At 50.7% G+C, this 15,691-nt stretch carries 3 protein-coding genes; all 3 read left to right on the top strand.

Going from position 1 to position 15,691, the window contains the following annotated elements; translation table 11 throughout:
• The first annotated feature begins 5 nt into the window (after positions 1-5).
• The 3 genes from HZC01_01225 to HZC01_01215 are packed head-to-tail and all read left to right on the top strand — an operon-like array spanning position 6 to position 15,639.
• Positions 6-2,381 (top strand): hypothetical protein, encoded by a 2,376-nt coding sequence (locus HZC01_01225; GenBank protein MBI5037319.1) that lies wholly within the window; start codon positions 6-8, stop codon positions 2,379-2,381.
• Positions 2,378-3,838 (top strand): hypothetical protein, encoded by a 1,461-nt coding sequence (locus HZC01_01220; GenBank protein MBI5037318.1) that lies wholly within the window; start codon positions 2,378-2,380, stop codon positions 3,836-3,838. Before HZC01_01225 ends, HZC01_01220 begins: the two co-directional genes overlap by 4 nt.
• Positions 3,835-15,639, top strand: coding sequence for a hypothetical protein (locus HZC01_01215; protein MBI5037317.1), 11,805 nt, complete (start codon positions 3,835-3,837; stop codon positions 15,637-15,639). The genes HZC01_01220 and HZC01_01215 overlap by 4 nt, the downstream gene beginning before the upstream one ends.
• Positions 15,640-15,691: the final 52 nt, after the last annotated feature.

Here is a 15,691-nt window from a genome sequence, read left to right as displayed (position 1 = left end):
TTATCATGGGTAATTTATTTAAAAAGAATCAAACTCAGTTGTATAGCCTTTTGGGCGTGGTTATTTTAATGCTGAGCTTTGGTTTGTTGTGGAGCACGCCTGTCGGTGCTGAGTGGCGCGAGCCGTCGATTCCCCCGCCACAACAAGAATTCCCGGCACCACTGACGACGGGTGCTGAAAATCAGGCGAAGGCTGGCGATCTGCTGCTTGACCCGAGCTATAATCCGAACGAACAGACGTCGCTTAATTTTGATCCATTACGCGCTCTTGATGTGCGCGGTACTGGAATACACCTAGCCACACCGTCGGTCTTTGCTGATAAACTGACTGTTGATACCGATACGCTATTTGTTGATGCATTAGTAAATTGGCTGGGCATTGGTACTCTGACTCCGGCCGCTGGGTATCGGGTAGTGGTTGATGAGGGGACGGTGCAAATTGGAGATGTAAATACGCCGACATCAGGATCGGCAGTTCGTGCCTATAGCGTTGATAGTGTTGGTATTTATGGTGACGCGGGAGCCACTGGTCAAGCCGGCATCTATGGCATTATTGATATGCCCACGGGTTGGGCGATCCGCGGTGAAAGCTCGGCAAATGTCGGTGTGCGCGGTGAAAGCGTCAGCGGTACTGGTATATATGCGACGACTCAATCGCTTACGGCACCAGCGGTAGCGGGAACTAATACCGCTGACGGGTGGGCAGGGTATTTTAATGGTCGTTTGGGCGCCAGAGCCGAATTGATTGCCGATCGATTTGTGGCGACGTATATCCAATCCTCGCGCATACCTTTTGTGCAGGCGAAGCGGATTGGTTATTATTCTGTTTCAGATGGAGCTATCCAGGGTGCCTATCAACCCAGTCTCGCATTTGATGGGGCGTATGTGTGGGCCAGTAATATTATGCCTGATGCCGCGGGTAATAATGTATTCAAGATTCGTGTCTCTGATGGTGCGCGGATTGCCAGCTATCGTGTTCAGGGCGCCGCTGCCACACCCAGCGCTATGGAGTATGACGGGCAGTATCTCTGGATAACAAGCACCGGCACGGGCGATAATTCTGTACTCAAGTTTGATCCGCATAGTGGGCAAACGATCGCTCGCTGTGTCACCTCTGACTCAAGTCGGCCGAATGGCGCTACCTGGGGTGACAACCCAGCCCGGATGACCATCGCTACCGAAGCAGGCGAGCCATATATTTGGACGGCTAATTGGCTGGGTGGAGATGTGAGTAAGGTTGATCGTAATTGCCAAGTGATTGGAACGTATCCGATTGGGACGCATGGCACCGGCACGAACCTGAATCGCCTCAATAGTGATGGCTTCTTTATGAAGCCGGCTGATATCACTTTTGGCGATAATGCTATATGGGTAATCACTCCGGCGCTGTGCGGCTCGACCGCGCCGACAACTTTTGATTCGTGTCGGGTTGATGCTTCGTGCGTATCAGGATCATGCCGATTGAATCCGAATAATTTAATTAAAATAGATCCAGCCACAGGCGCGGTGACGGCACGCTACGCAACAGGCGTAGCTAATCCGTGGAAAATGTATTTTGATGGGATCTATATGTGGGTCATATCAAATAGTAGCGTCGCTGGTCCGAAATCAATTTCAAAAGTTCGCGTGTCCGATGGTATGATTATGGCAGGGTATCCAAAGGAATTAGCATCCTATCGAGTGGCCATGGAATTCGATGGGCAGTATCTCTGGTTAGCGGGTACCCAGGGTGGGATTAACAAAGCGAGCCTGCTGCGGATTTCTGTGGCAACTGATGAGATGAAAGAATTTGGGGAGGTACTCTCGACCAATTATTGGGATTCATCATTAGTTTTTGATGGAGCCAATCTCTGGTCGCTCTCAGCCTGCGATGCAAATTGTAATGCGGGTGGCACTCGCCCTCTAAAGCTGACGAAAGTTTTTATAACCGGTACGACTGACCATCCGGATCTCAGTACTGTCGTCCAATTTGCTCATACCACAGGCACGTGTTCAATCACGACAACCCGGCAGTGTCTGTATGATTGGCATTGTCCGACAGCAGAAACATGCAGCGTCATCAATCAGACGCAGGCAGGACATATGCGCATCTCCGGATCATTGACCCTGAAAAATGGTTATTGTAAAGCGGGGGGAGCGGTATACTATAATCGACCGTGTACCAATAATGGTGCCTGTAGTGATTTGGCGGGTGGTGCCTGCGCATCAGGTGACCTACGGATAGGGGCAGACATTGAAACGGTCGGTAATACCTGGTCAAGTCTAACCGCGTCGGTGCCCGTAACTGGCGGTATTGCCGATTGTCCTGATGGTCAGTTTGTCGCCAGTGTTACCCTGGATAGTAATAGCAAAATTAGCCAGATAACGTGTCGCGGATTATGATTTCATTTTCTAAAATACACTACGTTTTTCTGATAGTTCTGGCTGTGCTTTTACTCGGCTTCATCGGTTGGTATTATTTGCTATATGATGGAGCATTGAATAATGCTCAGTCATCCCAGGCTATTATTTTGGATCACACGATGCTGGAGGCCGGGAAGAATTATATTGATCAAGAGAGTTCCTCAGGCACATTTATACGATCCGTGTATCCATTTGCTATGCAATACCGTACAACTGAAGGGTCGCTAGTGCCTATTGACTCGTCCTGGATTGAATCAGAGGGTGGTTTTGTGAATACTGCTAATATTTTTTCTACGCGTTTTTGGATCGATCAAGGAGTGCCATCAGTGACGGTTGAGGTTACCGAAGGGCGATCTTTCACTATCCAATATCCTCAGGCTCAAGCTGGCGCTTGGGAGCTGAGTGACGCAGTCGTGCGCTATCAGGGGGTCGCTCCAGAAACTGATGTTGAGTTTCGCCTTGACCATGATGTTTTGATTGAACAGACAATATTTCATAATCCTACCGTTGAGACATGGTCCTGGCAGCCACGATTAGCCCTGAATGGATTATCCTGGGGTAGACTGGGAGATGCACAGGGCATGTTGCAGGATGCCGATACTCACGAGCTTGTTTTTTCTACGATCTCACCAACGCTATTTATTCCTATGACCGATGAGGAGCTTGATCTCCAGTCAGGGGAATTGACTACCGATGTGCGGCTTACCTATGCGCAGGACGCGCTTCAATATTCGCTGGGCGAGGCGGGAGCCGAATGGATATCGCTCGTTAGCCGCCCAGTTGTTTTGGAACATCAATATCGTTCGCCGTACTCGACGCCAGTGACTGGCCAAGTTTGGCGCATTAATTCGTCTGCGCCGCAATTAGATACACGTGCACAAAAATATAAAATTGGTGCTTATCGGTTACCCGATGACAATGGGTTACTGCGTGCTGCACCATCACTTTCATTTGTCAGTTTACTCTCATTCGTTAATGTTGGTGATGCGCTCAACACGTTTGCTGGTGAGGGAGCACCCCTTGTCCGACTGGTACTGGGGCTGCATCAATCCGGTCAGGTCAGCAGTGAAGAGGCGCCTCTATCAGATGCGACAATTCAACCGATTGCGAGTGTATATGATCAAGTCTTGCCTAGTATAGTTACTCGACTTGCTTCGACTGGAGGTACATTGCTTGACCGGATTAGCTTGGCGGCATTCCCGACAGACAATCCGAAAACAACCACAATCTGTCGGACCGATAGTGCGGCGTGTATAACATCAGTGCCGCTTTCCGAATCAGTGATTGCTGGCGCTCGGGTTCACCTACTGCTGAGTATTGCATTGACAACCACGGCTGTTCCAGTGACTGATGGAAAATTTTCCGGAGCATACGTGATTGGGAATGTTCCGACCGTTGAACCCCATCTGGAGATTAGTTATCCGCTACCCCAATGATGTCCCGTTCTCATTACATCACTATACGAATATTATTTATTGCCGCACTGGTCGGTAGTATTGGCTTGGCCGGTTTATTAGGCTGGTATCACATACTGGTTAAGGATCAGCAGCATAGCGCCGTCAATCCTGAATCGATATTTGATCAGTCTGGTTTCGAATATGTGAGTTATAAAAGTGACCCCGTACTTCATGAAGACGGCACTGCATCGGTTATGTTTTCTCCGGAGCCAGTGCAATACCTGACGCCTAACCCCGGAGAGTATGCACCGATTGATACCGCGCTGGTGCCCGCGGCGCAACCCGAGTATGCATTTGAAAATACTACCAATATTCAGAAAGCGTATTTTAAAAATGATGTTAGCAGTAGTAATTTTATTGTGTACCAGAGTCCGGATGGCAAACGGCGGATCGAGACTACCTATCGAGGTGCTCAGGATAGCGTCTGGACTGCGATCGGGGACCAGGTCACCTATGCTGATATATATCCTGGCATTGATGCGCGGTATTCAGTGGGGAAAGGGAAGCTCATTGAGGAGCTGATTGTGGACTCAGCCACGACTGCTGCGACACTGCCGTCCTTGACCCAGCAGTTGGTATTAACCGGCTTGTATCCAAAATTAGAACCGGATGGTTCGATTACTTTTCATGATACGACAACCAAGCACGTGGTCTTTATTTCTCCTGCCCCCGTCATGTATGAATTAGCAGAAACCGATCCGGGGGCCAGTTATGACATTGCTTATCGCATCACGCAGATTGATGAGCGAGTATATGAAATATCGAAAGTGATCAGCCCGAGTGGCGAGGATTGGCTGGCGCATGCCCGGTATCCACTGGTTATTGATAATTCGTATTTTGGCACACAGGCATTTGGATTGTACGGCCAGCTTCAGGATTCATATGCGTACCCATCGTCTCCGGTTGTCCATACTTATACTTTTAATGGCACGCCCACTGGTGCATATTGGCTGACGGGGACTCGAGCGCAGGGCCCGCCCCAGAGCTGTAGCTCATGCCCGGATACCCGCTGGGAGTATCGTCAAATCCTAAGTTTCTACACGGGCGATGCGAACCAGCCGGGTGGGTCAGGCTTTGATGATGCGCAGGTCCAGGGAGCACGATTGTATCTCAATATGTACCGCACTGGCGGCGTGGCTGGCGAGCAAACATTTACCGAGGGGAATAACGTCACGGTCTATTCTGGTGCGGACAAATGGACATCAGTAAGCAATCCTTCCGCACTCTGGGCGCTGACCTCCAGTATGACCAATGAGGGGTTGATTAACACCACCGGACTGCCAACGAGCGCCACTCAGAACTGTGTTGCCGCCCCAGCAAACTGCACGCGTATTATTGATGTCGAATTAAGTTCGCTGGGTTTGGTGGGTGCTTTAGCGCTTACTCAATTTCAGCTGGATATTCCCAGTGAGATATTTTATGGACCAAATTGGGGTGTGCGGACCGGTACTGAGGTGCAGACAACGCCGCTTACCCAGCCGTACGCCTGGCTGGAGATCGTTTATTTCCCGCGTCCGGTAATCAGCCGGGTTGATCCCCAATCCGACAGTAGTATTTCAACTCTGGAGATAGACATTGATGATGATTTTGATGATGAGACGAATTTTCGTCTGGAGCGGTCGCTGACCTCATCGACTGGACCGTGGACCGAAATCTGTACTACGTTGACGACGGGGGGGTCGGGCACTTGTACCACGGGTGTTACCTATAATTGTACTACCACTTCAAAAGCCGGCACGACGGGTATTTGTACCATCACTGACAATCTGCAGACCAGCACGAGTCTGACACAGTACTCAGATAAGCACGTCTGGTATCGCGCCCGGGTACAGCGTTTGGAGGCACCCGGCAGTTATATTTCAAATTATAGTAATGTACAAGATGACTATACATATGCGGCGAAGGCTATCCATCCACCCTCGGTAACCTCTGAAACGTGGTCATCGATTAAAATTTGGCCGGCGGCGGGGGTCGGTGATGAATATACCAATCAGCGATCGTATTTTGCCTCTGATCCGGAGCCGACCAGGTATTGTATTGGCTTAATCACATTTGCTTTTTCTCCCAGCTGGAATTATTCGCCAACTGCCGATATCCGGTACGTTGATGATCCACCCTCGGCTAATAGTACCGTTTATACGAATTTTCCTGATGGCGTGATCGGCACTCGCGATTGGGTAGCTAATGGATCCTCGGGCGGTCAGGCTCGCTGCCTCACGTTCAATCAGTGGATAAATATCCCGTTACTAACGCCATTTTACGCCTCAGGGGAGTATTCTGCGTTTGCGTATTTGAAGCCGAATGCATACTACGCGGCAGGAACTTTTTCACAGAACACAAGAAATAATACGGTTAATGATCCGGACATTACCAATTACGTGGACATTTATACTCGAGCGCGTACTCCATCTGCCCCGAGCAATCCCGCGAGCGCCAATAACACCAGTACTTCTTTTCAGATAGCATTGAATACGACTCCACAGAATGCGCCCACCACCTCGCCCTGGCTGAATCCGAGTAGTACCCAGTATGCGATGCAGATATTTCAGGGCGGAAGCTGGCAATACTTTTCTTCGGCTGGCGGTAGTACGCGATTTGGTACTGCCCAGTGGGCGACTGATACGACCTGGGGGGGAGCAACTGGAATAACGCTTACTGGTTTAAGCGCGGCGACGTGTTACGATTTTCGGGCGCAATCGAAAAATTCGACTGGTGTGATTGGTGAGAGCGCATCATCAGTTTGGTCCAATACCGCGCAGTATTGCACACCGCTGAATACTCCTGCCACACCGGACGTGGTGTGCAATTACAACACGACTGATGGGTATTATTGTGATGTCACTATCCGCGATACGGTAAATCCTTCGCCGCCATACTTCTATAAAGTGCAGCGGTCATATGATGGTGCGTCGGCCTGGACTGATGTTCAGGGGTATATTCCCGGTGGCGCACTGGGTACTTATAATGCTCAGAATTGGTCGCAAACGTTTCAGAATGGACAGACGGTTCGGTTTAAAAATTTAAGCTGCACCAATGCCACAAACACACGGCTCTATTTTCGGGTGTATGCCTCAATGACTGGCAATAATGCCTCAACCACAAATTCTGCCGCTTCAGCAGTCAAGGATGATACACTGCCACCGTGTGCACCTAGCGCACCAGTGCTGTGTTCAATTTTAGTATGCAATCCAAACAAAGGTCATAACTATATCAAATGGGATTGGACGGCTCCGTATACGCGTGACACCGAGGGGCTGTATCAGGTTGATTTTCAGAGTTCTATTTTATATCCGAATATCACTCCGGCGGGGAATGATCCATGGACACAGTCTAATCTCAGCCCAAATCAACAGTATACGGTTACGGTGCGGGGGTGCGATAATGGTAATGCCAGTAACGGAAATGTGGAGCGGTGTGGTCAGTGGTCAGGTTCGGGCGGACCGGTGCGGACCTATGCTGCCCAGCCCAATGTTACCGTGGCATGTAATCATGTGGATGGCGTAGATGACGATACCGATGATTATTATTGTGCGGTCACTATCACCGAGCAATCGCCGGAAAATCCAAGCGACACCACCTCGTATCGAGTGTCGTATTGTACCCGTCCATTTGCAGACGATTGTGAAGGGGGGACCTGGACAGCGCTACCCTGGGAAACAAAAAGATGGATCGGCAGTACCGTCAAAACATTTAATGATAACATTATCAATTCTTGGGTGGCGTGTTCACTTTCTCATACCTATCAGTATTATAAGGTAGAGGTGCGCAATTCTAGCAGTGAGGTCACTCCGTTGCTACTTTTTATTCCACCATCTGATACGCTTCCGCCGTGTGAAATTACGTACCAAACGCCGAATCACGACAGTCAAACGACTAATAGTCTGCGCTGGCTGTGGAATGCGCCTGTCGGTGGCGCGCCGGTGGTTGATTATACGGGTACCTATAATCAATATTGTCGGAGTACGCCGCTTGCCTTCAATACCGCGGGGACAAATTATATCCATTCGAGCAATGATGGCAATGCCGGTACAAGTGATGCAAATCAACGATGCACTATTTCGGTGCGCGCCCGTGACAGTCGAGGCCGCCTGGGTAGAAGTAATCCGTTAACGGGGAGCATTGGAGCCTATACGTCGATTGAGACGGTTGGTTCGATTTCGTTTACCGATGTTCAGACTAACCAGATTTCAGTGATGGCGAATTCGAGTGGTAGCACATTTAATAATCTGACTACGCCGAACTCAGGAATTTCGTTTGAAAATAATCCATCAGCACCAGGCGGTGGTGGTGAGGCTGGATTTAGCAACCATACGACTCAATATATTACTTCCAATAGTGTCACGGATAGTGGTTTGTCAGCCAATCGGAATTACTGCTACCAGGCGCGTTCCGCGAATGCCGATCGCCTGGTCAATGGTACCGGGGATATTAATTCATTTGTTCCCGGCGCTGGCGTGACCTGCCGCTATACGCTAGCGGCTATTCCAGCTGCGCCGATATTAGTTCGGGCAGAGTCAGGCACCTCGGCAAATGTAACCGTCCGCACTACCGATGGCAATCCTCAGGGTGGTGCCGGCATTCCAGAAACCCAATACGCTCTGTGCGTCACTAAATATGATAGTAATGGTAATGTTGAGTATGAGCGATACGCCCGGACTGATGGGAGTATTGATATGTCAGGCGGTAATTTCCAGTGTGCCTCAGGCGACAGCTCAGGCATCTGGGCGACCTATAGCCAGTGGGGCAGTAATAATGGTATTGATGTAGCGCTGGATCCCTCGAGTAAATATGATTTTGCCATGAAAGCCCGCAACGGCGACGGTCCGACCATTGTTGCCAGCGGATGCGTGGCAGGGAATACCTGCATTGAAACATCATTTGGGCCTAAGGCCACTCTATTCTTAGTGCGGAATAACATCGTGGGTTGGGCCTGGTCATCAAATCTTGGCTGGATTTCCACGAACTGCCTCAATCTGTATAATCTCACGGGATTTGGCTTTAGTTGTGGCACTTCCGAGGACTGGGGGGTCAATACCATGTTCGAGGAAACGCGCGACGTCAATCCAGTGACCGGGTATGCCTGGTCCTCATCCGGTCGGAGCATCCCCGAGGAGCAGTGGAGCACCGTCGAGACAGTGAATACGAATAAGCCGGCGCAGACCAATAGTGCGAATTCATCGGATAAGAACATTGTTATTGACGCATTTGGCCGGGTGCATCGGGTGTGGGCAGAGGCTTGGCCGAGTGCGGGCAATACCAAAGATATTTTCTACCAGCGATGGAATGGTCGCGAGTGGGTGACGGCTGCCGGTGCGCTGGGAGCGGATAATATTTCTCAGACCAGCCTTGATTCAATGCAACCAACGCTGGTGTTTGATGAAAATGCGAATCCCCATATTGCCTGGGCCGAGAAGGTGGCTGGTATTTCAGATTATTATCATATTTGGTATCTCCGCTGGAATCCGGAAGCGCAGAATGGATTTGGCGCTTGGGTAGCGCCGACGGGCACTGTGTATCGGCCTGGCACGACGAATGCCACGAATGAAAAAATTGACGTATCCACGAACGTGATCACGGGGAACCTCGATGATTTGTATCCCTCGATTGCCATCGATGCACTCAATCAGGCGCATATCGCCTTCAAGAAATCGAAAGTCGGTGGCACCTATGATGTCTACTATACCGAGTGGGGTGGCGCTGATTGGGTACGGCCAAATGGCGGTCCGGATTTCGATGATATTGCCAATACGACATCTACTGATCATCAGCCGTCATTAGCCGTTGATCCCACCACAGGCTATCCGTATGTGGTGTGGGGTGACGCGGCTAATCAAGTACTGTATCGATATTGGAATGGTAGCGCCTGGTCTGCTGAGGTTGCCGTCAATGGCGCTACGACCGGAGTTAAAAGTCCAAAGATTGTGCTTGACCGGAATGTTACGCCGCATATTGCCTGGGCAACGACGAGTGGCGCGCGGTATATTACCTGGAATGGTTCAGCCTGGGCAGCGGCTGACGGCACCGTGCCCGCAGATACTAGCGCGACGTATAATCCCGGCGTAGGTGGAAACGTGTCTGCCATTGATCTGAAGGTTGATCGTCAACGTCATCCGCATGTGATGGGGTATGAATCTGGCAATCCTCAGATTATTCGGTATCGTAATTATGATCCGGCCGCAAATAGCGGCGCCGGTGCCTGGATAACTACCAGTGGCGCATACGGCGGAGGAAATAATGATGCCAATCTCGAAGCGGCTCGACGCACCGGATTTGATATCCGTGGCCTGGCGTTTGACATTGATGGGGAGGGAGATCCGTATCTGCTGTGGAGCGAGTCCGATGGTCTCACGCCAAACGACTGGAATGTGCACTACCGATTCTGGGATGCGGGATATGGCGAAGCGGGTGTCGGTTGGATTACATTTAATACCAATGTCTGTGCTAATAATACCCAGCAGGCGTGCGCGGATAGTTTTGATTGTAAAGGAGCTACATGTGTGGAAAGCGCTGGTACGCCGCCCCAGACCACTGACTGGGCAGCCTCCTGGAATGACGTGAAACAACCCCGTCCCGGTTTCCTGCATAAATTTGCTTATGACAGCGTGACCGCCGGAGGTCCGTATTACTGGATTACGCTGGGGACGGACTGGTCTAATTCACCGGCTAATGCTGATCATGGCGTATTGAAAGTACGCGTCAGTGATATGACCACGGTTGGGTATGTCGACCTGAAGGCCATCGGTGGGTTGCGTCCGCTGGATGCGGCGTTTGATGGCACTGCGGTGTGGGTGACCGCGTACGGGACTAATCAGGTGTATCGCATAAATCCGACGACCTTGGCGGTGGAAGCAACCATCAATCTGGTGAGCTGTGCTGACGCGCACGATACTGACCCACAATGCAATCCCGAAGGTATTGATTATGATCCAACCTCCGGAGATATTTATGTTATTAATCAGGAAGCTGGCGGCGGTGGCGCTGGTGGCAATTGGTGGGGTTCAATATCACGCATAGATCCCGCGACCAATACTGAAGTCCATTGTGATACTGGCCTCCCGGCAGGTGGTGCGCCGCGTCGCTGTGGTCGCTGTTCTAATTCAGCCTATGCCACTGAGGCGGCATGCATTGCCGTTGCTGGTACGCATTGGGGCACTGGTCGTCGTCCCGTAGATGCAAATATTGATGTGACCACTCATTCATTGTGGACAGGCCATGTTTATGAAACATCCATCGCGCGTCTCGACTTGAATACCGGAACGATTCAATCCATCCCGTTGCCATCGGGTTATGCCTTTGCGTATTATGACGTGGTGCGGGTTAATGCCAGTTTGTATGTACCGCTGACTGCGTCGTCAAGTCATCCACGAGGTCAGTTTGGCATTGGCGCGGTAATGATTATTGACCCAGTCGCCGGTTCGATAATTGATACGATAGAATTTGATCATCCCCAGTATCCGCAGGGCATTGCCTATGACGGCCGTTATCTCTGGATGACGGCACATACGGGACTAGGTAATTGTAATAATGATGCGACGATTCTGTGTAGCGCCCAGGGAAGTGAAGGAACCTGCGCTATCGGTGGAGCTGTCTGTGATTTTGATTATCAATGCAGTGGAGCGGGAAATTATTGTCAGCGGGCGGCTTGTAGTTCGGTCGGTGGCGGGTGCAGCAATTCCCAAGCTCGAATTTTCCAGTATGAGGCCTCTACTATGACACTGGTTAATAGTTATAAAGTTTCTTCACGTGATTATGTCATGGGTTCTCAGATTATGTATCGAAATAATGCGATTTGGACGGTCACGACCTCGGGCCTTCTCAGTGGCGGTGGCAATCTGGTAAAAGTCGCGCAAGCTACTTCGAGCGGGCACGGCTATGGGTATTGCTATGACCAAGCCGGATCGTCTGGCCAGCGGTATGGCGTGTGTTCCGATGGCATTGGTGCGTGCGTGGCCGATACCGATTGTCTGGCCGGTGAATCATGCGTCTTCGAGACATGCGCTACGCAGAGTGACTGTCCTGATTACGCTCCCACGGGCGCTGATGAGCAGTGCAAGGCAATTGCCACTGCCAGCTTCAGCGGTATCACTCGAGAAGTTACCGGATGGGCGCGTATCATGTCCCTGAAGTCAGAAGGGGAAGCGCTGGGCTATGATGATTGGGGCTGGATTCGCCTGGGTGGTACGTACGATGATGGGGCGACTCGTTCCGGTCGATACACATTATCCGGCACCGAGATAGATTCCCAGCAATTCCTGGGCGACCCTGATGTAAATCCAACGGACGTATCCCTCTACACATTGTTTGGATGGGGCTGGCAAGCTTCACTCATCCCGCAGACGCACAATAATTCAGTTTGGTTGCCGCATGTCCGCGTGACCGCCTCAGGTCGGGCGGCGAGCGATCAGGGGGATAATTACGGCTCGCCTTCACTGGTGGTTGATTCCATCGGGGATCCACATATGGCCTGGAGTGAATATAATAGTACTAATAACTCGTATCAAATTTATTATGCTCGGCTCAAGGCTGGTGAATGGGAGACGGCAAATGGAACTGCGTATGTGCCAGGCACGACCGATCCTCAATCATCACGTCTGAATGTGAGCAATATCAATGGCGTGGACGCATTTTGGCCATCGCTCCAATTAAGTGGAGATAGGCCATATATTGTTTGGCAGCAAGGAGGCACGTACGATCAAAATGGGGAAGTATTTTTCTCCTATTATGATGATGCAGGAGGAAATTGGACGACTCCGGAAAAGATAGATAATGGCGGCATGCCTGACCTCGCCCTGGACGCGGGATCGAATCCTCATGTGGTGTATCGTTTTGGCAATGGTAATACGGCTGAAGTGTATTATCGTTGGAAATCAGGTGGGGTCTGGATTGATCCCGACGGCGGAGTTGATGATATTCAAGTCAGTAATAGTCTTGCTGGATCAATTCCCGAATGGTTCCCAAAACTTACCGTTACCCAATCAACCCCAGCTATCCCCCATATTGTCTGGGTTAATGGTGCGCAGATTAATTATCGCACTTGGAATGGTGTGAATTGGGTAACCGCCAGTGGTCAAACCAACACAACTAATCTGCAGGTGAACGCAGGCGTTGATGCATTAGATGAGATTGTCACTATCAATGGGCAGGATCCGGACATCGCCCTGACATCGGCAGGACGGCCGGGTATCGTCTGGCGCGATCCACAGTTCGTACTGTATCGGACGTGGAACGGGACTAATTGGGTAACGGTCAGCGGAAGTACAGCGATGACTAATATATTGGTTAATGGTGTAGTCACGGGAGAAACCCAGCGCCATGCTCAGATGGGCGGGGCGCCAACTTTGGCGATTGATGCTGATGACCAACCGCATATTACTTGGGCTGATGATACCGAGCCTCCCGCGGTTCCTGATGTTCGATATCGGTATTGGGACCAAGAATCAAATGGTGGCCAGGGAGCCTGGGTTACTGCTACGGGGGATTATGGGATTGAGGGTGGCATGCAGAATTATGATGATCCTCAGTTAACAGCCGGGGTGACTGCGGATTCTTCGACGAGCCCAAGTCTAGCACTGGATCGAAATGCAAATCCGCATATTGCCTGGAATGAGCTGCACTACAGCGCCACCGCATGCAATCCCGCCAATGGCGATGCGGATTGTGGTGGCGAGGATCCCGTATGTCTCGAGGTTTCGACAGCGCCTGGCACCTACCGCTGCGCATCTTCAAATGTTTTGTATACAAAATTAAGCGGAGGGGCTATCCTCAGCGGAGTCGGCTGGATTGAATTCATCCCAGCCAGCGCGTTATTGGGCATCCCGTATATTCGGACGTCATTTGGTGATGTGTACTCTGGTGAAAATGTGACGCTGGCTCCACCGCCAGCTGGGTCAAGCCAATACACGGCCACCTATTTGATTCAGGCCAATGGAGACATCCAGGGGATCCCAGGGAATTATGCTTCATCTCAGACTGGCTTACCAACCAGCCAATTACAAGAGCCGGGATTGAATCCCTTGGTGACCGGTGCTGGATTGCCGTTTGGTGAAAAGGTGCTGTCTCGACTCGATATCGACTCATTGATTACCGACGTTGGTGGTGCGAAGAATCGTTTTGGCCATGATTTAAATGTGTTAACCGCAGGCGACTTGGCCAACGGATCGCGTCTGGGCACGGCGCCGGTTCTGAACGGAGAGGTTTACTATGTCAATGGTAACGCGGTGATTAATTCGGCAATGACGATTACGAAAGGTGCGGGTGGTACGACTGGCAATGGGTTAATCGTTATTGACGGTGATCTCGAGATCAATGCGGCAATAACCTATGACAATACGGCGCTTACTGATTTAAGTGAAATGCCGTCAGCCGCGTTTATTGTGCGGGGCAATATTACCGTAAATTCATTAGTTGACACTTTAGCTGGCGTGTATGTGGCGATCGATCGCGATCCTGATGATGGCGTTGCATCCGGCATCATCAGTACGGGGCGTAAAAATCCGGTGGCGTATACGGTTGCCGTATCACCTGATGACACGACGGTATTATCGACCGGCGCTAATACGCCGACGAGCACGACGGCTTCATTTGGCGTCAATGCATCGGGACAGGCAATTCGCACGTTCCTTCGTTATCAAATGCCCGATGTACCGGCGGGAGCCGAGATTCGCCGTGCTTACTTGCGATTTGATTCGACTGGGCTTACCAGCGGAGGGGATTTCACCGGCCGTATTTATCTCATGGATTCAAACAATGTTGGCGGGGTTAATTTTACCAATACTCCTAATCTGCCACTGTTTGATTCAGTTGTATCGAACAGCGTTACCTATGATACTACTGCGTGGAATACGGTTGATTCCCACGATAGTCCCGATATCACCTCATTGGTAAAACGATTCTTGAATGATGAGGCGTATGCCCCCACGAATTATATTGGTTTGGTTTTGCACGAAGGACAGGCCACTACCAACCAATTCAAGACATTCGCGTCGCAGGACCATTTGAGTTTAGCCGCGCCCGTGCTGGTTATTGAGTATGCCCCTCAGCGGACCATTTATACATTGGCTGATGTGGCAGCTGACCCATTTGACGATGATGCTGCTGCCTGGGGTACCGGCGGTAGCTGGAGTTCGAATTCGCCGTGTCAGAGCGTGGGCTGGTATCTGAATAATCCCAATCGAGTTTACTTACGTTTCGCGCCGCAGTCGGGCTTTACCCAGGTGCCCGATAATGCCCAAATCGTTGAGTCTCATCTGCGCGTACAGGGAAATGATTGCAATAGTTCAAGTGCACCGTTTGAGCTCCGCCAAGGATTGCTTGAGGCAGATGATATGCCGGTAATTGGAGCAAATCCATTTGAATACGCGATGACTCAGGATGTATCAGAAGTGGCAGAAGATGTAGCCGCCGGGGCCTGGGGAACAGGGAGTGTCCATTGGCTGACCGATAGCACATCGCTCATTCAATCCTGGATTGACCGCGCTGGCTACACCGTAGGAAATCACATTGGCATTCGTCTGCGCCGCGGTGGCAATGAAACATTTGCCGCGCTCAATGAAACGCGACCTATTAATCCAGCCACGAGTCAGCTGCATATTGACTATCAGACGCCGTTGTATGTGTCAGGGCTCTTCATCGCCAGCGGTTATAATTTTGATCGTACCTATACCAAAAACCTTGAAGGTGCGGAGCAGATTGTGTATGATGGTAGAGTCGTGGCCAATACGCCGCCGGGCTTAGCTGACTTCACTCGAGCGTTGCCACTTTATCAGCGCGTTGTTCCCTAAAGTATTTAATAATGAGTAATGTATGATGTATAATTTTCTGAACATAGATTAT

The sequence above is a fragment of the Candidatus Kerfeldbacteria bacterium genome, from assembly GCA_016214565.1.
Lineage (GTDB): Bacteria > Patescibacteriota > Patescibacteriia > UBA10025 > JAHIVO01 > JAXDBW01.
Note: the sequence above shows the minus strand (reverse complement) of the source record. Positions and strands in the feature narration are given on the sequence as shown.